Genomic DNA, 19,253 nt, shown 5'->3' on the forward strand with positions numbered 1-19,253 from the left:
CAACCCGTCCCGGCACCGGGCTGGACCGGAATTTCGCCGCGGCCCCGGAACCTTTGCCGTGCATCGCGTGTTGATGTTTTCATGAGCGTTGCATTCGTCAAAGAGCCCGAGGGTGGAGAAGCGTTCGAGAATTTGCCGGATCGGCCGATCTCGCCGCACACGAATTTCGTGACGCCGGAAGGCCTCGCGCAGATCGAGGCCGAAGTCGCCCGCCTGGAGAAGGAAGTCGCCTCGCTGGACCCTGCCGACAAGGCGGAGGATTCCCGCATCGGGCGCGACCTGCGCTACTGGGCGGCCCGGAAGAACACCGCGCAGCTCGTCGAGCCCAAGGCCGGCGACACGGTTCAGTTCGGCTCCACCGTCACGGTGGTCCGGGAGGACGAGTCCGGCAAGGAGACCCGCCAGACCTTCCGGATCGTCGGCGAGGACGAAGCCGATCCGCACAAGGGTTCGATCTCCTACGTGGCGCCGCTCGCCCGGGCGATCACCGGCAAGACGATCGATGACGTGGTCGAGGTGAACGGCAACGAGGTCGAGGTGGCGGAGATCCGCTGAGCCGGTTCAGCGGCCTTCGAAGCGCGGTCGCAGGGGCAACAGCGCCTCGGCAATATGTTCCATGAAGACCCGGACCCGTGCCGCGTGGCGCAGGTCCGGATGCGTCAGGATCCAGAGATCCGCCCCCAACTCCGGATGCGGCCCGGACAGGCGTTGCAGTGCCGGATTGACGTCGGCCGTGAAGCAGGGGAGCGGGCCGATCCCCAGGCCGGCCTGCACGGCCGCCTCCAGGCCGATCACCGCGTTGAGCCGGAGGCGGATGTGGTCGGGCGGCACCCGCGCCTCCACGAAGCGCATGAACGAGCCCCCTGCCACCAGCGGTCCCGGACTGATCCACGCCTCTCGGGCGAGGTCGCCATAGGCGCGGTCGGCCCGGCCGTAGACCCCCCACGCCGTGACTGCGAGACGCCGCCCGACCAGAGTCTCGCTCGGCTCGCGGCTGATCCGGATCGCGACGTCGGCATCCCGGCGCGACAGGTTGAGCGTCGCCTCGGCGAGGATCAGCTCGATCCGGATGTCGGGGTACCGCTCCGTGAAGCTCGCGAGCATCGGCATCAGCAGCTCTGCGGCGAAGCCGGCCGGCGCGGTCACCCGCAATTCGCCGGACGGGGTTTCGCCCTGGCCGGCGACCACGCGGGTGAACCGCGCCACGTCCGCCTCGATCCGCCCGGCCGCCGCGATCATCGCCTGTCCGGCGGGGGTCGGCACGTAGCCCGTGCGCAGCCGCTCGAACAGGCGCGTATCGAGCTTCGCCTCCAGGGCCGCGAGGCGTCGGAACGCCGTCGAGTGGTTGATGCCGAGATCCGCCGCCGCCGCGGTCAGGCCGCCGCGGTCGGCCACGGCCTTTGCGAACCGAAACTCGTCCCAGTCGAGCGCCACACCCGGGTCCTTGCGTCTGCGCAAGATCACTCTTGCATGGTGGGGCATTCTTGCAAGGCGCCAAATGCGCGATGGAGGGGCACGACGCTGGCCGACGATTCGGCCGCCCGACACACAGGAGAGACCCGTCCATGGCCAAGGTTCTGGTGCTGTACTACTCGACCTACGGTCACGTCGAGCAGATGGCCTACGCGGTCGCCGAGGGGGCCCGCGAGACCGGGGCCGAGGTCGTCGTGAAGCGCGTGCCGGAGCTGGTCCCGGAGGAGGTCGCCCGGCAGAGCCATTTCAAGCTCGATCAGGCGGCCCCGATCGCCACCGTGGACGAACTGGCGCAGTACGACGCCATCATCTTCGGCACGCCGACCCGCTACGGCAACATGGCGTCGCAGATGAAGCAGTTCATCGACCAGACCGGCGGTCTCTGGATGAAGGGCGCGCTGGTCGGCAAGGTCGGCTCCGTCTTCACATCGACGGCCTCGCAGCATGGCGGCCAGGAGACGACGCTGACGAGCTTCCACACGGTGCTGTTCCACCACGGCATGGTGGTGGTCGGCCTGCCCTACAGCTTCCAGGGCCAGGGCGGTGTCGAGGCGGTCAAGGGCGGAACACCCTACGGAGCCAGCACGATCGCGGATGGTGACGGATCCCGCCAGCCGAGCGCCGTGGAACTGGAGGGGGCCCGCTTCCAGGGTCGCCATGTGGCCGGCATTGCCGCCAAGCTGGCCCGAGACTGAGAAGGCAAGAAAAAAGGCTCGGATTGCTCCGAGCCTGAAAGGAAAAAGGCCATTGGGGGCTGAGAAGGCCTTCGTGATCAATAAACGGATCAGGCCGACATCTGTTCCGCTGCCGGCAAAAATTTCTGCGCCGTCAGCGGGGCGCGGCGGCCCGGGCGAGGCGGTCGCGGATTGCCTCGCCGAGGCCGTCTTCCGGAATCGGCACCACCGCGATGGTGCCGGCCCCTGAGGCATCGAGGTCGCGCAGGGCGCCGAACAGGCGGGCCGCGGCCTCCGTGGGATCGCCCGACAGGCTCAGGTTGAGGCTGGCCCGCGCGGTTTCGTGACCGGCCGGGCGCCCGGCGCCGAACAGCAGCACCGCCTCGCCGGGCTCGATCCGCACCGCATCCAGGCGGACCCGCGCCCGGGGCGCGTAATGCGAGGCGAGCATGCCGGGGCCCGCCGGCCGGTCGGCGTCGGCCGCCTCCGGAGATGCCGGATCGAGGCCGAGCACGTCCCGGAGCGCCGCCCGCGTGATGCCGCCCGGCCGCAGAAGCCGCGGCGCGCCGCCGAGGCAGGCCACCACCGTCGACTCGACGCCCACCATCGTGTCGCCACCGTCGAGCACCGCGGCGATCCGGCCAGCGAGATCGTCGAGGACATGGGCGGCCCGGGTCGGGCTCACGCGCCCGGAGCGGTTGGCCGAGGGCGCCGCCACCGGACGGCCGACTTCCGCGAGGAGCGCCTGGGCGAGCGGGTGCGCCGGCACCCGCAGGGCGAGGCTCGGCAGGCCGGCGCGGGCGAGGTCGCAGACCCGCGTGCTCGGATGAGCCGGGACGACCAGGGTCAGGGGACCCGGCCAGAAGGACGCGGCGAGGCGGCGGGCCTGCGCGTCGAAGACCCCCTCCGCCAGGGCCGCGTCCGCATCAGCCAGATGCGAGATCAGCGGGTTGAAGCGCGGCCGATCCTTGGCGGCGAAAATGCCCGCCACCGCGGCGGCATCGGTGGCGTCCGCCCCGAGCCCGTAGACCGTCTCGGTGGGGAAGGCGACGAGGCGCCCCGCCCGCAGGAGCGCGGCGGCCTCCGCGATGCCGGCCGCGTCGGGGGGAAGCCGGCGGGTCGCGGTCGGACCCGTTGACCCGGGATCATTCATGCGGGAAGCCGTCTCCGAGGTCATGGCGATGCGAGCCCCGCGCGCCTATCCTCGCCCCGCCCTAGCGCCGGTGCGCGGGCGCGGTCAAACCCGCCCCGGATCGAACGAGCGGGCGGGCCGCAACACGGGAGGATCGTATGAGTTACCGCGCCCCGGTCCCCGAGATGCTCTTCACCCTCCGGCACGTGGCCGGGCTCGATTCCATCGATCCGGACGACGCCGAGGCGATCCTGAGCGAGGCCGGGCGGATCGCCGCCGGCGTAATCGCGCCGCTCAACCGGGTCGGCGACCGGCACGGCACCCCCTTCGCGGAGGGGCGGGTCACCACGCCGCCCGGCTGGCGCGAGGCCTACCGCACCTTCACGGAGGGCGGCTGGAACGGGCTCTCGGCCGAGGCCGACCATGGCGGCCAGGGCCTGCCGAAGCTGATCGAGGCCGCCTGCACCGAGATGTGGAACGGCGCCAACCTCGCCTTCGGCCTCTGCCCGCTCCTGACCCAGGGCGGCATCGAGGCGCTCGCGGCCCACGGCTCGGACGACCTGAAGGCGCGCTACCTCGAGAAGCTGGTCTCGGGCGAATGGCCCGCCACGATGAACCTGACCGAGCCGCAGGCGGGCTCCGACCTCGCTCTGCTGCGCACCCGGGCCGAACCTGCGGGCGACGGCACCTACCGAATCACCGGGTCCAAGATCTACATCACCTACGGCGAGCACGATCTCGCCGACAACATCGTCCACCTCGTCCTGGCCCGGCTGCTCGACGCGCCCGCCGGCACGCGGGGCATCTCCCTGTTCCTGGTGCCGAAGGTGCTGCCGGACGGGACCCGCAACGACCTGCGCTGCTCCGGCATCGAGCACAAGCTCGGCATCCACGCCTCGCCGACCTGCTCCATGGCCTTCGGCGACGATGGCGGCGCCACCGGCTGGCTGATCGGCCAGGAGAACAAGGGCCTCGCCTGCATGTTCACGATGATGAACGCGGCGCGGCTCAACGTCGGCCTGCAGGGCGTCGGCGTGGCCGAGGCCGCGACCCAGCGGGCACTCGCCTACGCGCAAGAGCGGCGCCAGGGTAAGGCCATCGGGGCCGACGAGGCGACGAGCCCGATCGTGGCGCATCCGGACGTGCAGCGGATGCTGCTGACCATGAAGGCGTACACGGCCGCGGCACGCGCCATCTGCTACCTCACCGCCGCCGCCCTCGACGCGTCGAAGGGCCCCGAGGGGCAACCCGCCCTGGACCGCGCCTCGCTTCTGACGCCGGTGGCGAAGGCCTTCGCGACGGACCTCGCCAACGAGGTGACCTCGCTCGGCGTGCAGGTCCATGGCGGCATGGGCTTCGTCGAGGAGACCGGGGCGGCGCAGCTCATGCGCGACGCCCGCATCCTCGGCATCTACGAGGGTACCAACGGCATCCAGGCGATCGACCTCACCGCCCGCAAGCTCCCGCTGAACGGCGGCGCCACGGCCCGGTCGCAGATCGCCTGGATGCGCCGGGCGGCCGAGGGCCTGCTCAAGGCCGGCGATCCCGCCTTCGGCCACATGGCGGCACGGCTGCGCGACGGGATCGGCAGCCTCGACCGGGCCACGAGCCACCAGCTCGCCGCGCTGAGCTCCAACCGCCCCGAGGCGGCGCTGGCGGGCGCGACGCCGTATCTGCGCCTGTTCGGCCTGACGCTCGGGGGCGCCTGCCTCGCCCGCAGCGCGCTCGCCGCCAGCGCCGCCCTGAAGGCCGGCGAGACCGATCCGGCGCAGGCCGCCCGCATCGCGCTCGCCCGGTTCTACGCCGAGAACCTGCTCACCGCGGCCGGCGGCCTGGAGCAAACCGTCGTGGCGGGCGGCGCCTTCACGGACGACGCCCCCCTGGCGCTGGCGGTTTGAGGAGCGGATTATGGCCGAACCCGTCGCGATCGACGACCTCTCGGGCGGCGTCCGCCTGATCACCCTGAACCGCCCGGAGAAGAAGAACGCGCTCACCGGCGCCATGTACGACGCGATGCGTGCAGCTCTGGTCGAGGCCGACGCCTCGGACCGGATCGGCGCCGTGGTCTTCGCCGGGCAGCCCGGCATGTTCAGCGCCGGCAACGACCTCGCCGACTTCATGGGCCAGTCCTCCGGGGATCGTGCCGGGGACGGGTTCAGCGCCTCGCCGGCGCTGGCCTTCATCCGCCAGCTCGCCCGCACCCGAACCCCGATGGTGGCGGCGGTCGACGGGATCGCGGTGGGCATCGGCGCGACGCTCTGCCTGCATTGCGACCTCGTCTACGCGAGCCCGGCGGCGCGGCTGCGCATGCCCTTCGTCGAACTCGGCCTCGTGCCGGAGGCGGCCTCGAGCTACCTGCTGCCCCTGCGGGTCGGGCGCCTCCGGGCGACCGAGCTGCTGCTCCTGTCCCGGCCGCTCGAGGCCGACGAGGCGCAGGCGCTCGGCCTCGTCAACGCGGTGCTGCCGGCCGACATGCTGGTGGAGCAGGCGGTCGCGCAGGCGGCGCGCCTCGCCGCCCTGCCCCGCGGGGCGCTGGCGGCAACCCGGGCGCTGATCCGGGGTGATCAGGCGCAGGTCGAGGCCGCCCTCGAAGCGGAGGCCAAGGCCTTCGACGCGCAGCTGCGCTCGCCCGAATCCCAGGAGCGGCTCGCCGCCTTCCTCAACCGCACCAAGCCCGTCTCGGCGTGACCCCGCCCGACCTCTCCAAGAAGATCTGCCTCGTGGCGGGCGCGTCGCGGGGCGTCGGCCGGGGGCTCGCCCGCGCGCTGGGAGAGGCCGGGGCCACGGTGATCGTCACGGCGCGCTCCAGCGAGACCGGCCCGCGCACCGAGATGCGCCCGGAGGCGATCGAGGACACCGCCCGCATGGTCGACGCGGCCGGAGGGCGGGGTCACCATTACCTCTGCGACCACCGCTCCGAGCGCGCCACCGACGCGCTGGTCCACTGGACCCTGCGCCGGTTCGGTCGGATCGACGTCGTGGCCTGCAGCGTGTGGAGCGGCAACGAGGGCTATGACGGCGAGCGCTACCCGGACGGGGCCGGATGGGGCACGCCGTTCTGGCGCCGCTCGGCCGAGCCGTATCTCGGACTGCTCGAAGCCGGGCCGCTGCCGGCCCTGCTGCTCGCCCGCGCGGTCGCCCCCGCCCTGGTGGCGGCGCGGACCGGGCTTCTGGCGCTCGTCTCCTTCGGGACCGAGGATTACCTCGGTGACGTGTTCTACGATTCCGCCAAGGCCGCCACCAACCGGCTGACCCTGGCCTTCGCCCGCGAACTCGCGCCCCACGGCGTCACCGCCCTCGGCCTCTCACCGGGCTTCGTCGCCACCGAGCGGGCGCGCGATCTCGGCCAGGAGGTGCACGCCACCGAGAGCCCGCTCTATGCTGGCCGAGCGCTGGCGGCGCTGGCGGCAGATCCGGATATCGCCGCCCGGGCCGGTGCGGTGCTGCATGCCGGCGACCTCGCCCGGATCTACGGCTTCACGGACGCCGACGGGACGCAGCCGGAGCGGTTCCGGGTCGGGCCGTGACGGGGCCTTGTCGGGCGTGTCGTGGAACCGGCGCACGCTCCCGACGGACGGGCCAAACGAGCCTCAACGCTCCCCGGCGGGGCGATTTTCGGCGTTCGGTCCGGCGTCCTGTCGGGATTGGCGGTGCCGATTGCTGCGGGAGCGAAAAACGGCCTTAATTGACCCGCAGGTCAGAGGGCGATCCTGCACCCGGTTCCGTCTGGAGCCGGCGGGGCCGGGTATGTGTGGACGAGGGAAACTGGCATGTCGGAAGCGAACACGGCCCCGCGCGTGCTGATGGTGTTCCCGAAGTTCTACGAAAACTCCATGTGGAACTTCAAAGAGGCCATGGAGCTGCAGGGCGCCCGCGCGCCCGCGCCGCCGCTCGGCCTCATCACGCTGGCCGCGATGCTGCCGCCGGCCTGGCAGGTGTCGCTCGTCAACCGCAATTGCGAGGAGCTGACCGACGAGCAGATCCGCGCCGCCGACCTCGTGATGACCGGCGGCATGCTCCCCCAGGAGCCGGATTGCCTCGTGGTCATCGACCGCTGCGTGGCGCTCGGCACCCCGGTCTGCGTGGGCGGCCCCGCGCCGACCTCGACGCCCGAGGTCTACGACAAGGCCGACTTCCTGGTGCTGGGCGAGGCCGAGGGCATCCTCGACAAGTTCGTGGCCGCCTGGGAGGCCGGCGAGCGCCGCGGCCGGCTCACGGCCGAGAAGTTCAAGGCCGACGTCACCACGAGCCCGATCCCGCGCTTCGACCTGCTGACCTTCAGCCACTACCTCTACATCGGCGTCCAGTTCTCCCGCGGCTGCCCGTTCACCTGCGAGTTCTGCGACATCATCGAGCTCTACGGCCGCGCCCCGCGGACCAAGACCACGCCGCAGATGCTGGCGGAGCTCGACCGGCTCTACGGCCTCGGCTACCGCGGCCATGTCGATTTCGTCGACGACAACCTGATCGGCAACAAGAAGGCCATCAAGCTGTTCCTGCCGCACCTGATCAAGTGGCAGGAGGATCACGGCTACCCGTTCAAGTTCTCCACCGAGGCCTCGCTGAACCTCGCGGACGACGACGAGCTGCTCGGGATGATGCGGGACGCGAACTTCTTCGCCCTGTTCACCGGGATCGAGACGCCCGACGAGGCGACGCTGATCCAGACGCAGAAGAAGCAGAACACCAAGCGTTCGATCGCCGACAGCGTGCACAAGCTCTACGAGCACGGCATGTTCGTCACGGCCGGCTTCATCGTCGGCTTCGACACCGAGAAGGACAGCATCAGCAAGGCGATGTCGCTGTGCATCAGCCAGACCGGCATCCCGATCGCCATGGTCGGCCTGCTCTTCGCGCTGCCGAACACGCAGCTCTCGCGCCGCCTGCGCAAGGAGGGCCGCCTCTACGAGAACTACGCGGCGACCACGGCCGACCAGGGCGACCAGTGCACGCAGGGCATCAACTTCGTGACCCTGCGCCCGCAGCGCGACGTGCTGGCCGATTACCGCGACGTCCTCCAGGAGATCTACGACCCGCCGAACTTCTTCGACCGGGTCCGGGTGGTCGCGCGGCAGGTGAAGCGGCCGAAATTCGCCGCTCAGAAGCTGAACTGGCGCCACATCGCCCACGATCTCTATTCGCTGCTGCGCGTGTGCTGGCGGATGACCGTGCGCCGTCCCGAGCTCGCCAAGCACTTCTGGAGCGTGTTCCTGGAGACCGCCCGGCGCAATCCGGCCGCCCTGGAGGCGGTGGTCACCAACATGGTGATCTACCTGCACGTCTACCCGTTCTCGCGCTACGTCATCCGCGAGATCAACAGCCGGATCGCGGACCTCGACGCCGGCCGCTGGGTGCAGCCGCCGGTCCTGGCCCCCGAGGCTGAGACCTGCAAGGCGCCGCCCGTGGGTAAGGTTGTGGCGCGGGCCGAGGTGAAGCACCTGGCTGCGGTGGCGTGACGGGGCGTCGGTTCGGGTCATCCGACCCGCGCCCTCGTCCCGAGGTGCCGGAGCGCAGCTTTGGTCTCGAACGAGACCGCCACCGGGCGGCGCGCTTCCGGGAGGCCGCCTTCCAGGCCCGCTGCGCGGTCACCTCAGGATAAGGTCCGTGGATCGGGCCCGTGCGGCGCCCTTGCCGCCGTCCCCCGTAAACCTTAGCTGATCCCGCGCGAGGCCACGTCCTCCCTCCGGTTAACGGGGCACAAGTCCGGGACGGCCCGGCCCTTTCAGGAGGGCCGCCATGGCCTGGATCTCTCTCGTCATCGCGGGCGTTCTCGAGGTCGTCTGGGCCTACGCGATGAAGCAGTCGGACGGCTTCACGCGCTTCTGGCCGACCGCGATCATGGCCGTGTCGATGGCCGGCAGTGTCGGCTTCCTGGCGCTGGCGATGCGCACGTTGCCCCTGGGAACCGCCTACACGATCTGGACCGGCATCGGCGCGGTCGGCGCCTTCCTGGTCGGCATCGCCGTGCTCGGCGAGCAGGCGAGCGCCAGCCGGATCCTCGCGGCCGGCCTGATCGGATCCGGGCTCGTCCTGATGAAGCTGTCGAGCCCCGGCTGAGCGTCAGGCCGCGCGCACGGTGTGCAGGAAGCCGTCGATCTCCCGCCGCAGCTCGGCGGTCTCTTCCGAGAGGCTTGTCGCCGAGGCGAGCATCCGTGTGGCGGCCGAGCCCGTGTCGTCGGCCGCCCGCGCCACTGCGTCGATCGTCCCGGTGACCGCGCTGGTTCCGGATGCGGCCTCGGCGACGTTCCGGGCGATCTCCCGGGTCGCCGCGCCCTGCTGCTCGACGGCGGCCGCGATCGAGGTCGCCACGCCGTCGATCTCGCGGATGCGGGATGCGATGCCGTCGATGGCGTCCACGGTCTGTCCGGTGGCGCCCTGGATCCGGCCGACCTGACCGGCAATCTCCTCGGTGGCCTTGGCGGTCTGGGCGGCGAGCTGCTTCACCTCGCTGGCGACCACCGCGAAGCCGCGTCCCGCATCGCCGGCGCGGGCCGCCTCGATCGTGGCGTTGAGCGCCAGCAGGTTCGTCTGGCCTGCAATGTCGGTGATGAGGCGCACGACATCGCCGATCCGGCCCGCCGCCGTGCTCAAGTCCTGCACGAGGCTGGCGGTGGCGCCGGCCTGGACCACCGCGCTCCGGGCGAGTTCGGCAGACCCGTCCACCTGGCGGCCGATCTCCTGCACCGAGGCGCCGAGTTCCTCCGCGGCCGCCGCGACGGTGCCGACATGCTGGGCGGCCTCCTGCGCGGCCCCCGCCACCGTGGCCGAGCGCTCGGCCGTGTGCGTGGCCGTGCTGGTCATCGCCTCGGCTTCGGCCCGCAGGCCGAGGGCGGCGTCCGCCACCCGCGTCAGCACGCCGCCGACCGCGGCCTCGAAGGACTCGGCCATGGCGTGAACGGCCCGCCGGCGCTGCGCCTCGGCGCCCTCCCGGGCCTGGGCCGTCTCCCGCTCCAGGGCGCGGGTGTGGATCAGGTTGTCCTTGAAGACCTGTACGGCCGCCGCCATCGCGCCGATCTCGTCGCGGCGCCCGGTGTGCGGGACCGGCACGCTCTCGTCGCCCTGGGCGAGGCGGCCCATCGCCCCGGTCATGCGCTCGATCGGGCGCGCGATCCCGAACAGGGCGAACAGCATCGCGGCGGCGGCGACCACGAGGCCCACCACGGTGGCGGCCATCGCGATCAGCTTGGCGCGCGTCGCCGCCTGCACGGTCACGGCGACATTGGCCGCGGTCTGTGCCCGGGCAGAGGCGATGGACTCGGTCAGGCTCGCCACCGCGGCATCGTTCTGCGCACCCGTCGCGGGGTCCAGCACCAGCGCGAGCGCGCCCGGCTGATCGCCTGCGATCATCAGCTCGACCACTTGCAGCTGGACGTTCTGGTAGGCGTTCCAGGCATTGGTGAAGCGCTCGTAGATCTCCCGGTCCTGGGGACCCGTCAGGCGCTCCTGGTAAGCCTGACGGAGGCCGGAAAGCTCGCCGAGGGTGTCGGTGAGCGCGGTCTGGTTCTTGTCCAGGGCTGCCGCGTCGGGCGAGGCCACCACCAGCCGGTAGAGCCGCAGGCGGGCGTCCCGCACGGCCGTCCCGATGGCCTCGGCCTGGTTCTGCGTGGGCAGGGCCTGCTGGGAGATCGCCGCGGCGTTGCGCTCGATCTCCGACAGGCTCACGACACTGGCGATTCCCTGGCCGACGGCGGCGAGGGCAAGCAGGCCGATCGCACCGGCGAGAACCGTCTTGAGGGAGAAACGCATGGGAGGTTCCGTCATCGCGGCCATGCCGCGCCTGCAGGTCTCACCATGCTCCCGCAGAGACCTTAATATTTTTCCAGTTCTGAAGCAGACTTTGCCGTTAAAGCCACTTCTTCCAGCGAAAGAAAAAGTAAGGGAATACCGCTGCGACGACCATCATGACCAGCGCCATCGGGTATCCGAATGAGAAATCTAGTTCGGGTATGGCTTTAAAATTCATGCCATAGATCGACGCGATCAGCGTCGGCGGCATGAAGACGACCGCCATGACCGAAAACAGCTTGATGATGTTGTTCTGTTCAAGATTGACAAGACCGAGTGTTGCGTCGAGCAAAAATTGAATTTTCGTGGACAGGAAGGTGGCGTGCTCCTCGAGGGATTGCAGATCCCGCAGGGTGGAACGGACATCCTCGCGCAGATCGCGCGGGGCCTTGTTGGTCCGGTAGGTGGCCGACAGCGAGAGCAGAATACGCTCCATGGAGACGAGGCTCTCCCGCTGCTTGGAGATGAGATCGCCGTGCCGGCCGAGGGCGCGTAACGTGTCCTGGAGGGCGGTGTTGCGGGCGGACGGATCCTCCTGCACTTCGAAGATCTTGCCCGACAGGCGGTCGATGCGTTCGCCCTGGAGCTGGAGCACGTCGGCGGCCCGGTCGATCACCGCCTCGATCAGCCCGGCCAGGATGGTCTCGCCCGAGGTGGCCGACGCGCTGCCGTTGCCCATCGAGCGCCCGGCGCGCTGCGTGTACATGCGGAAGGCCTGCGGCTCCTCGTGGCGCACGGTAACGAGCCGGTTGCCGCGCAGGATGAAGGTGATGCCGGCGAGCCCCGGCTCCTCGGCATCGCTGACCTTCGAGAGCACGCGCCCGGTCATGTAGCGGGCGCCGTCTTCCACGTAGAGCAGCTCCGAGGGCTCGATGTCCTTCATCTCCTCGCGGGTCGGCACCTCGATGCCGGCGAAGGCCTCGACCTTCAGCTCCTCCTCGCGGCTCGGGCGGATCAGGTCGAGCCAGACGGTGTCTTCGGGGATCGTGTCCTGGAGATCGATGACGCGGCGTTCAAGCAGCGTGGCTCCGGCGCCGATGGCGGGCTGGTGGATGAAGATCACGAGCAGGTCTCGGATACGGATCGGTCACGGGACAGCGCAGGGCCGCAGCCCGCATCCGGCACCGCGACGATCGATGCAAGCTGTGCCGGGGATGTGGCGCTGTTTTCTGACGCTTCCGTGACATCGCGGCCCAATCCCTCGGAACAGCTCGGGGTCGGTCGCTGCGGGGCCGGTCGCCGCCTCGCCGAGAGCCTTGGCGTCGAAAGGGCGGTGAATAGGGGTGACGGAGCGGTCGCGCGCCCTCTCATGGACCGTCTCATGGACCGCCGCGGGCGCAACCGGTTCGTCCGGCCTGGGCGCCGTCAGCCGACCGTCGTCTGGGCGATCCCGCCGAATTCGGCCATCGCCGCCCGGAGAGGCGCCTGCTCGGTCCGGGTGGCATCGTCCCCGCGTCCGGCGAGCCGGGCTCACCCTGGCGGCCGTGGTCGCCTGCCGCCCGGCCCAGGACGACCCTGCAGCGGCAAGGTCCGCCGACCGCGAGCGAGTGCCCCAGACCCAGGCTCAGTTGCAGCCGTCGCAGATGCTGCGTTCGATCCGATCGGTCAGGGCGCGCTCACGCCGCTCCTCCGTGCGGGACGGCACTTCGGCGGCCCCGAGCGACGTGCCTGGCGGCTTGGTGACGCCGAGGCTGTTGGTGTTCGGCGCCGTGATCGTGGAGGCCGGGCCGCCGCCGGTGCCCGTCTGATCGGGCGCGACCGTCTGTGCCGCGAGGGGAGCCGAGAGGGTGAGACTCAGCGCGGCCAGACCTGCGAGACGAAAATATCCTCGGCTCATGGAACCTCTCCAGTCTTCGAGAGAACGCCGAACTTCACTGCGGGTTGCCTGCCTCATCGGCGCCGCGCCGGCTCGCGTCGGAACACGCCAACCATCTCAACATGGCCCGAATGGCGGAACTGGTCCACCGGCGTGACGGCCTCCAGCCGGTAGCCTCCGGCAACCAGCGTCGCCGCATCCCGGGCGAAGGTGCCGGCGTCGCAGGCGACGCCGATCACGAGGGGCACGCGCGCGGCGGCGAGCTGGCGGGCCTGGGCCTCCGCGCCGGCCCGGGGCGGGTCGAACACCACCGCATCGAAGGCCTCGAGTTCGAGGGGGAGCAGGGGCCGCCGGAACAGGTCGCGGCGCTCGGTGGTGATCCTGCGCAGGCCCGAGGCCATGCGCGCGGAACGTTCGAGCCCGGCCAGGGCGGCGGCGTCGGACTCGACGGCGTGAACGGCGGCCGTCCGGGCGATCGCCAGGCTCAACGGCCCGCAGCCCGCGAACAGGTCGGCGACACGTCGGACACGGGGGCCGAGGGCCGTCAGGGTGAGATCGCAGAGCGTCGCCTGTCCGGCGGCGGTCGCCTGCAGGAATCCGCCGGGCGCCGGGTAGAGGCGGATCGCGTCGGCGGTGACCGAGACCGGCTCGGCCTCCATGAGCCGCTCGCCGTGGAGGGAGAGGCGGGCGAGGCCGAGTTCGCCGGCGATCCGCACCAGCGCGGTGCCCACGCCGGCGCTCACCGGGCCGTGGCCGCGCAGATCGACGTCCAGGCCCTGGTCGGTGGCGGTGACGGCCACGTCGAGGGGCTTGCGCCCATGGCCCAGGGGGGCGGCGAGGCGGCGCGCCACCGCGGGCGCCGCGTGCAGCGCCGGCACGGTGATCGGGCAATGGTCGATCGGGACCAGCGCGTGGCTGCGCGCCGCCATCAGCCCGGCCTCGGCCCGGCCATCGATCTCCCGCACGTGCAGGGTGAGGCGGCGACGCCCGGTCCCGTGCGCGTCGATGATCGGGGCAGGGGCCACGTTGAGGCGGGCCTGGGACAGGGCCTGCGCGACGAGGCCGCGCTTCCAGGCGAGTTCCGCGGGCCGCGCGAGGTGCTGGGTGCGGCAGCCGCCGCAGCGCATGTAGTACGGGCAGAACGGCGCGACCCGGTCGGGGGAGGCCTGCGTGACGGCGATGAGGTCGCCGCGCCGCGCCTCCCGGCGGATTTCCGCGCGTTCCCCGGGCAAGGTGTAGGGCACGAGGATCCCATCCTCGGCGATCCCGTCGCCGCGGGCGCCGAGGTCGCGGATCGTGACTGTCTCGATGTCGGCTGTCTCGCTCACGGCAACCTCGCACCGATCAGGAACTCGGCATTGCCGTCGCCGCCCGGCACCGGCGAGTCGATGAGGCCCAGGATTTCGGCGCCGAGCGCCTCCAGGGTTTTGCGGATGGCCGCGCAGACTTCTGCGTGGACCGCCGGATCGCGCACGAGGCCGCCGCGGCCGACCCGCCCGCGCCCGGCCTCGAATTGCGGCTTGATCAGCGCGACGACCTCCGCTCCCGGGGCGAGCAGCGGCGGCAGGACCGGCAGGACGAGGCGCAGACCGATGAAGCTCACGTCCACGCTGGCGAGATCGGGGCGCGGGACGAGGGCGTCCGGGTCGAGGACGCGGATGTCGGTCCCCTCCCGGTTGGTCACCCGCGGATCCCCGGCGAGGCGCGGATGCAATTGCCCCCGGCCCACATCCAGCGCGTGGACGTGGCGGGCGCCGCGGGCCAGCAGCACGTCGGTAAAGCCGCCCGTCGAGGCGCCGACGTCGAGGCCGGTACGGCCGGCCGGGTCGAGGCCGAACGCATCCAGGGCGGCGGCGAGCTTCATGCCGCCGCGGGAGGCGTAGGGATGCTCGGATTCCGCCTCGACCCGTGCCCCCGGGGCGATCGTGTCCGAGGGGCGGGCGAGCGGGCGCCCGTCGACCCGCACGAGCCCGGCGCGGATCGCAGCCTGGGCCCGGGCCCGGCTCTCGAAATGGCCGTGCGCCACGAGGAACAGGTCGGCGCGACGCGGGGACGGATCGTCCGTGGGCGGCGCGCGGTCCTGGATAGGCCGGTCTCGGGTCATCAGGGCTTCGTGCGGTCCCGGCAGATCTGCGGCGGAGGTTTCGGGCCGCCGCCCTGTCGAAGGCCGGCGCGCTCCCTAACTAGACCGGGCCGGAGAGGAGAGCCACCGTATGACCCGCACCCTGCCGCTGCTCGCGTTGCTCGGGACCGTCGCCGCCGGCGCCGCCCTGGCGCAGGAGCCTCCGAAGGAGACCGCCAAACCGGCAGAGACCTACACGGCGCCGATCAAGAACGCCAAGGGCGACGCGATCGGCGCCTTGTCGATCCGCGACGGGGCGAATGCCCTGGTCCTGCGCGTGACGATCCAGCCCGGTGGTCTGCCGCCCGGCTGGCACGGGATGCATTTCCATGCCGTGGGCGACTGCTCGGATCCGAAGTTCATGAACTCGAAGGCCCACGTGAACCACGACCAGAGCAAGCACGGGCTGCTCAACGCCGAGGGGCCCGACGAGGGCGACCTGCCGAACCTCTACGCCGCGCAGGACGGCTCGGCCAATGCCGAGGTCTCGAGCGAGACGCCGCTGAACGGCGAGGGCGGCCTCAAGGATGGTGACGGCGCGGCACTGATCATTCACGCCAACGAGGACGACCACACCAGCCAGCCGATCGGCGGCGCCGGCGACCGGATCGCCTGCGGGGTGATCAAGTAGTCGCGGAGGGCGAGGGCACCGCCGGCGGGATCGGCCGCGGGCGGCCGGCCTCGTCGATGGCCACGAAGGTGAACGTGGCCTGCGTGACCCGCTCGCGAACCTGGGTGCAGAAGCGCCGCGCCCAGGCCTCGACTTCGATCTTCATCGAGGTCCGGCCGACATGCGCCACCCGGGTATAGACGCACAGCACGTCGCCGACCCGGACCGGCCGGATGAAGGTCATGGATTCGAGCGCCACGGTGACCACGCGGCCCTGCGCCCGGTCCACCCCCGCGATGCCACCGGCTTGGTCCATCTGCGAGAGCACCCAGCCGCCGAAGATGTCGCCGTTGGCATTGGTGTCGGCCGGCATGGCGATGGTGCGCACCGTGAGGTCGCCCTTGGGCAGATCGACCTCCACGGGCGGTGTCGCGCTTCCGGCCGGTGAGAGTGTGACGTGCTGCATGCCGTCCATCCGCCCCGTCTGCGCCGTCAGGACATCAGGCCGGCGAGCTTGAGACCCGCCGCCAGCAGCACGGCGACCGCACTCAGGATGCATTCGAGCGGGATGGATTGCCAGAGGTCCGGCGTCGCCGCCGCAGGCTCGGCGCGTTGCGCAATATCGTTCATCGGGCTTCCTCTCGGGCGCACCGATCTGCCGTCGGCGGTCCCGTTCCCGGCACGATAAAGCAAGGGCCGCCCGCGCGCACCCCGAATCGGCGCATGAAAAAGCCCGGCGGCTCGAGGGAGCCGCCGGGCCGGTCAGGTCGGAGAACCGCTCAGTAGTAGAACCGGCGGCCGTAATAGGGACGGCGGTAGAACGGCCGCGGGCCGTAGTAGAACCGGCGACGGTAATAGGGGCGGCGCCAGTAGGGCCGCGGGCCGTAGAAGCGGCGGCGGTAGTAGTACTGGGCCTTCTCGGCTACTGCCGGCGCGGCTTCGGCGGGCAGGGCCAGCCCCGGACCGATGGGCGCGGCGGACGCGCCCTCCGGCGCCGCAGCCGCGAAGCCCAGCACCAGCAGGGCCGCGAGCAGGAATTTCCTCAGCACGGTCTCGACTCCCTTCGTGTGGTTACGTCCTGGTCGACGAACCGCACGGGAAGCGAGGGCCCTCCGCCCGGTCCGAAACGCTGCAACGCGTAGGCGAGCGGAAGCGTTGCAGCATAACCGCTGCGACGTTTCGGACAGGGTTGATCGCGGGTTGAGACCCGACGGGTCAGGCGATCTTCGTCGTCATGTCCTCGATGCGGGCCTCGGCGCTTTGGCGCACGAGGGCGATGCCGTGCTCGCAATCCTCGCGGCGGCTATAGCCTTCGCCGGATTCGGCGATCACCTCGCCGTTGCGCGCCCGGAGGCGCCAGCGCCATTCACCCTTGGCGTCCCGATAGAGTTCGAACCGCATGATGCAGGCCCCCATTCGTCCGTCGGCAGAAATGGGGGCACGGCGCGGCCAATAAAAGGATCTGCCCGCGCCGGAGCGGCCGTCCGGTCGGGCGACGGTCGCGGAAGGACCATCCGCTGCGGGGGGCTCGAGAAGTCCCGGCGACGGACTCGGATCCGGCTCGATTCTTTGTTTTGCGCGAACGAATGCCTGTGTTCGCTCGACATCATTGGATCAAAGCAGTATTCGGCTGCATCGCTGCGGGTGGCGAATCACGCGGCCACGGTCGGGCTTGCCGGGTCGCCGTGGCGTGAACGGATCGCGATGAGCGAGAACAGGGCACTGTCCAGCGCATCGGAATGGTCGGTTCCGGAACGCCGGCTGGCCGCGATCTTCGCCGCCGACATCGCCGGCTATTCGAAGGCGATGCATGCCGACGAGAGCGGCGCCATGCGCGCCCTCCAGGCCACGCGGCGGATCGTCGACCGGATGATCGCGGCCCGTCACGGACGGATCGCCAACACGGCCGGGGACAGCGTGCTGGCCGAGTTCGCCTCGGTCATGGATGCCGTCTGCTGTGCGGTGGCGATCCAGCGAGCCCTCGCCGAGGCCGAGGGGGAGGCCGCGCAGTTCCGTCTCCGCATCGGGATCCATCTCGGCGACATCATGGTGCATGACGGCGATCTCTTCGGCGACGGCGTCAACATCGCCGCGCGTCTGCAGAGCGCCGCCGAGCCCGGTGCCCTGAGGCTTTCGGAAGCCGCCTACCTGCAGGTTCGTGGTCTCTCGGAAATCCCGTTCATCGATCTCGGCCCGCAGCGCCTCAAGAACATCGCACGCCCCGTGCGCGTCTACGCCGTGCCGCCCCCGGACCAGCGGACGTCGCGCGCCATCCGGGCGGGCCGCGCCCGCGCCGCCCTCCGGCCGACGCTCGGCGCCGTCGCGGTCCTCGCCGCCGCGGGGCTGGCTCTGACCTGGCCCCGTCTCGTCGGATCCGAGCGCACGGATGGGCCGGGCGAGCCTCTGCGCCCGAGACTGTCCCTGGTGGTCCTGCCCCTGGCGAACCAGAGCGGCGAAGCAGACCAGGATTATCTCGCCGAGCAGCTCGCCGAGGATCTCTCCGCCGATCTCGCCCGCGCCCCGGGAACCTTCGTCATCGCGCACGGTACGGCACAGGCCTACAGGGGGCGGCCTCTCGAGCCGCGCGCCGTCGGCCGCGAACTCGGCGTCCGCTACGTCGTGCAGGGAAGCCTTCGGCAGAGCGGCGAGCAGGTGCGCTTCGCCGTGCAACTGACGGATGCCGAGACCGGCGCCGCCCTCTGGGCCGACCGCTACGACGGACCGCGGACCGCCGTCGGCGCCGCGCAGGACGTCCTCGTCGCCCAGGTCGGCCGCGCTCTCGGCGTGCGTCTTCTCGAGGCCGCCACGCAGGCCCGGTCGGGCCAGCCGGCGGATGCGGTGGACTTGGTCATGCGCGGACAGGCGCTGCTCAACCGGCCCTTCGCCCGCGACAACCACGCCCAGGCCCGTCCGCTGTTCGAGCGCGCGCTCGGCCTCGATCCGGCCAATGTCGATGCGCGCCTGGGGCTCGCCGAGGTGCTCGTCGACGGGGTGCTGAACGGCTGGACGACCGAGCGGACGGCGGATCTCGACACGGCCGAGCAGGCGATCGCATCGGTCCTCCAGGGCGACCCGACACATCCCTTCGCGCATTACCTGCGCGGGGAGACCCTGCGCGCCCGATCGCGCTACGCGGAGGCCCTCGCGGCGTTCGACCGGGTGCTCACCCTGAATCCCAGCTTCGCCCGGGCCTACGCCTATCGCGGCCTCATCCAGATCTTCCTCGGACGGGCCGAGGAGACGGAGCGCGACATCGCCGCCGCCATCCGCCTCAGCCCCAAGGATCCCCTGCTCGGGGCGTGGCTCGCCCGGGACGGCTTGGCCAAGCTCCATCTCGGGCAGGATCAGGAGGCGATCGAGCCGCTGCGCCGCGCGGCGGCGGTGAACCCGCTCTTCGACTTCCCCCACCTCTATCTCGCCTGCGCCTTCGCGCGGCTCGGCCGGGATGTGGAGGCGCGGGCCTCCCTCGCCGAGTTCCTCAGGCTGCGCCCCGGCTACACCCTCGCCCGCTACCGAAGCCTGACCTCCACCGATCCGACCTTCCTGGCCCAGCGGGCACGCATCTACGAGGGCCTGCGCCGCGCTGGACTGCCGGAGGGCTGACCCCGCGCGTCCGCCCGGCACGGATCGGGCACCGCGCT

20 protein-coding genes are annotated in these 19,253 nt (G+C 71.3%); 9 read left to right on the forward strand and 11 right to left on the reverse strand.

Going from position 1 to position 19,253, the window contains the following annotated elements:
* Positions 1-81 precede the first annotated feature (81 nt).
* Positions 82-555 carry a transcription elongation factor GreA gene (gene greA, locus BM396_RS25175; RefSeq protein WP_043385652.1) on the forward strand — a complete coding sequence of 158 codons (474 nt, stop codon included), beginning with the start codon at positions 82-84 and terminating at the stop codon, positions 553-555.
* 6 nt (positions 556-561) lie between these two features.
* Here greA and BM396_RS25180 read toward each other — a convergent pair whose 3' ends face one another.
* On the reverse strand, positions 562-1,458 hold the full coding sequence (locus BM396_RS25180; protein ID WP_335632174.1) for a LysR family transcriptional regulator: 897 nt from the start codon (positions 1,456-1,458) through the stop codon (positions 562-564).
* Between the two features lie 107 nt (positions 1,459-1,565).
* Between BM396_RS25180 and wrbA the strand changes: the two genes are divergently transcribed.
* Complete coding sequence (wrbA, locus tag BM396_RS25185; protein WP_043348306.1) at positions 1,566-2,168, forward strand: NAD(P)H:quinone oxidoreductase; 603 nt, start codon at positions 1,566-1,568, stop codon at positions 2,166-2,168.
* Positions 2,169-2,301: 133 nt separating this feature from the next.
* Here wrbA and BM396_RS25190 read toward each other — a convergent pair whose 3' ends face one another.
* Positions 2,302-3,300 carry an L-threonylcarbamoyladenylate synthase gene (locus BM396_RS25190; RefSeq protein ID WP_043385736.1) on the reverse strand — a complete coding sequence of 333 codons (999 nt, stop codon included), beginning with the start codon at positions 3,298-3,300 and terminating at the stop codon, positions 2,302-2,304.
* 137 nt (positions 3,301-3,437) lie between these two features.
* Here BM396_RS25190 and BM396_RS25195 point away from each other — a divergent pair, with 137 nt between their 5' ends.
* The 5 genes from BM396_RS25195 to BM396_RS25215 all read left to right on the forward strand — a co-directional run bounded on the left by BM396_RS25195 (position 3,438) and on the right by BM396_RS25215 (position 9,336).
* Entirely contained in the window at positions 3,438-5,177 is a 1,740-nt protein-coding gene (locus BM396_RS25195) for an acyl-CoA dehydrogenase family protein (protein ID WP_043385660.1), read from the forward strand.
* A 10-nt stretch (positions 5,178-5,187) separates the two neighbouring features.
* Positions 5,188-5,967, forward strand: a complete 780-nt coding sequence (locus tag BM396_RS25200) for an enoyl-CoA hydratase-related protein (RefSeq protein WP_043348311.1) — start codon at positions 5,188-5,190, stop codon at positions 5,965-5,967.
* A 32-nt stretch (positions 5,968-5,999) separates the two neighbouring features.
* Positions 6,000-6,806 (forward strand): SDR family NAD(P)-dependent oxidoreductase, encoded by an 807-nt coding sequence (locus BM396_RS25205; protein WP_043348313.1) that lies wholly within the window; start codon positions 6,000-6,002, stop codon positions 6,804-6,806.
* A gap of 243 nt (positions 6,807-7,049) precedes the next feature.
* The gene (locus tag BM396_RS25210; RefSeq protein ID WP_043348316.1) at positions 7,050-8,735 is read left to right on the forward strand and encodes a B12-binding domain-containing radical SAM protein; all 1,686 of its coding nucleotides are present in this window, start codon (positions 7,050-7,052) and stop codon (positions 8,733-8,735) included.
* Between the two features lie 280 nt (positions 8,736-9,015).
* Entirely contained in the window at positions 9,016-9,336 is a 321-nt protein-coding gene (locus BM396_RS25215; protein WP_043385663.1) for a DMT family transporter, read from the forward strand.
* Positions 9,337-9,339: 3 nt separating this feature from the next.
* Here the strand turns inward: BM396_RS25215 and BM396_RS25220 are convergent, their stop codons facing one another.
* The 5 genes from BM396_RS25220 to BM396_RS25240 all read right to left on the reverse strand — a co-directional run bounded on the left by BM396_RS25220 (position 9,340) and on the right by BM396_RS25240 (position 14,984).
* Complete coding sequence (locus BM396_RS25220) at positions 9,340-11,025, reverse strand: methyl-accepting chemotaxis protein (RefSeq protein ID WP_043385666.1); 1,686 nt, start codon at positions 11,023-11,025, stop codon at positions 9,340-9,342.
* Between the two features lie 97 nt (positions 11,026-11,122).
* Positions 11,123-12,127 (reverse strand): magnesium transporter CorA family protein, encoded by a 1,005-nt coding sequence (locus BM396_RS25225; RefSeq protein WP_043348324.1) that lies wholly within the window; start codon positions 12,125-12,127, stop codon positions 11,123-11,125.
* 501 nt (positions 12,128-12,628) lie between these two features.
* On the reverse strand, positions 12,629-12,901 hold the full coding sequence (locus BM396_RS25230) for a hypothetical protein (protein ID WP_043348336.1): 273 nt from the start codon (positions 12,899-12,901) through the stop codon (positions 12,629-12,631).
* 53 nt (positions 12,902-12,954) lie between these two features.
* Positions 12,955-14,208 (reverse strand): class I SAM-dependent RNA methyltransferase, encoded by a 1,254-nt coding sequence (locus BM396_RS25235; protein WP_043385669.1) that lies wholly within the window; start codon positions 14,206-14,208, stop codon positions 12,955-12,957.
* Positions 14,205-14,984, reverse strand: coding sequence for a TlyA family RNA methyltransferase (locus BM396_RS25240; protein ID WP_051976174.1), 780 nt, complete (start codon positions 14,982-14,984; stop codon positions 14,205-14,207). The genes BM396_RS25235 and BM396_RS25240 overlap by 4 nt, the downstream gene beginning before the upstream one ends.
* A 109-nt stretch (positions 14,985-15,093) precedes the next feature.
* Between BM396_RS25240 and BM396_RS25245 the strand changes: the two genes are divergently transcribed.
* Entirely contained in the window at positions 15,094-15,633 is a 540-nt protein-coding gene (locus BM396_RS25245) for a superoxide dismutase family protein (RefSeq protein WP_043385672.1), read from the forward strand.
* Here BM396_RS25245 and BM396_RS25250 read toward each other — a convergent pair.
* The 4 genes from BM396_RS25250 to BM396_RS25260 form a co-directional block, all read right to left on the reverse strand.
* The gene (locus tag BM396_RS25250) at positions 15,626-16,078 is read right to left on the reverse strand and encodes an acyl-CoA thioesterase (RefSeq protein WP_051976177.1); all 453 of its coding nucleotides are present in this window, start codon (positions 16,076-16,078) and stop codon (positions 15,626-15,628) included. The genes BM396_RS25245 and BM396_RS25250 overlap by 8 nt on opposite strands.
* Positions 16,079-16,104: 26 nt before the next feature.
* Positions 16,105-16,242, reverse strand: a complete 138-nt coding sequence (locus BM396_RS32935) for a hypothetical protein (RefSeq protein ID WP_164706365.1) — start codon at positions 16,240-16,242, stop codon at positions 16,105-16,107.
* Between the two features lie 149 nt (positions 16,243-16,391).
* Complete coding sequence (locus BM396_RS25255) at positions 16,392-16,661, reverse strand: hypothetical protein (protein ID WP_043385676.1); 270 nt, start codon at positions 16,659-16,661, stop codon at positions 16,392-16,394.
* 166 nt (positions 16,662-16,827) lie between these two features.
* Entirely contained in the window at positions 16,828-17,013 is a 186-nt protein-coding gene (locus BM396_RS25260) for a YegP family protein (RefSeq protein WP_043385745.1), read from the reverse strand.
* Positions 17,014-17,316: 303 nt separating this feature from the next.
* Here BM396_RS25260 and BM396_RS25265 point away from each other — a divergent pair, with 303 nt between their 5' ends.
* Positions 17,317-19,215, forward strand: coding sequence for a tetratricopeptide repeat protein (locus BM396_RS25265; RefSeq protein WP_051976175.1), 1,899 nt, complete (start codon positions 17,317-17,319; stop codon positions 19,213-19,215).
* Positions 19,216-19,253 lie beyond the last annotated feature (38 nt).

This window comes from Methylobacterium sp. UNCCL125 (assembly GCF_900116795.1).
Taxonomy (GTDB): Bacteria; Pseudomonadota; Alphaproteobacteria; order Rhizobiales; family Beijerinckiaceae; genus Methylobacterium; species Methylobacterium fujisawaense.

Coding starts and splice junctions, on each gene's coding strand:
- greA (WP_043385652.1), top strand. CDS start 82: ATGAGCGTTGCATTCGTCAAAGAGCCCGAGGGTGGAGAAGCGTTCGAG.
- wrbA (WP_043348306.1), top strand. CDS start 1,566: ATGGCCAAGGTTCTGGTGCTGTACTACTCGACCTACGGTCACGTCGAG.
- BM396_RS25190 (WP_043385736.1), bottom strand. CDS start 3,300: ATGAATGATCCCGGGTCAACGGGTCCGACCGCGACCCGCCGGCTTCCC.
- BM396_RS25195 (WP_043385660.1), top strand. CDS start 3,438: ATGAGTTACCGCGCCCCGGTCCCCGAGATGCTCTTCACCCTCCGGCAC.
- BM396_RS25200 (WP_043348311.1), top strand. CDS start 5,188: ATGGCCGAACCCGTCGCGATCGACGACCTCTCGGGCGGCGTCCGCCTG.
- BM396_RS25210 (WP_043348316.1), top strand. CDS start 7,050: ATGTCGGAAGCGAACACGGCCCCGCGCGTGCTGATGGTGTTCCCGAAG.
- BM396_RS25215 (WP_043385663.1), top strand. CDS start 9,016: ATGGCCTGGATCTCTCTCGTCATCGCGGGCGTTCTCGAGGTCGTCTGG.
- BM396_RS25220 (WP_043385666.1), bottom strand. CDS start 11,025: ATGCGTTTCTCCCTCAAGACGGTTCTCGCCGGTGCGATCGGCCTGCTT.
- BM396_RS25230 (WP_043348336.1), bottom strand. CDS start 12,901: ATGAGCCGAGGATATTTTCGTCTCGCAGGTCTGGCCGCGCTGAGTCTC.
- BM396_RS25240 (WP_051976174.1), bottom strand. CDS start 14,984: ATGACCCGAGACCGGCCTATCCAGGACCGCGCGCCGCCCACGGACGAT.
- BM396_RS25245 (WP_043385672.1), top strand. CDS start 15,094: ATGACCCGCACCCTGCCGCTGCTCGCGTTGCTCGGGACCGTCGCCGCC.
- BM396_RS25250 (WP_051976177.1), bottom strand. CDS start 16,078: ATGCAGCACGTCACACTCTCACCGGCCGGAAGCGCGACACCGCCCGTG.
- BM396_RS32935 (WP_164706365.1), bottom strand. CDS start 16,242: ATGAACGATATTGCGCAACGCGCCGAGCCTGCGGCGGCGACGCCGGAC.
- BM396_RS25260 (WP_043385745.1), bottom strand. CDS start 17,013: ATGCGGTTCGAACTCTATCGGGACGCCAAGGGTGAATGGCGCTGGCGC.
- BM396_RS25265 (WP_051976175.1), top strand. CDS start 17,317: ATGAGCGAGAACAGGGCACTGTCCAGCGCATCGGAATGGTCGGTTCCG.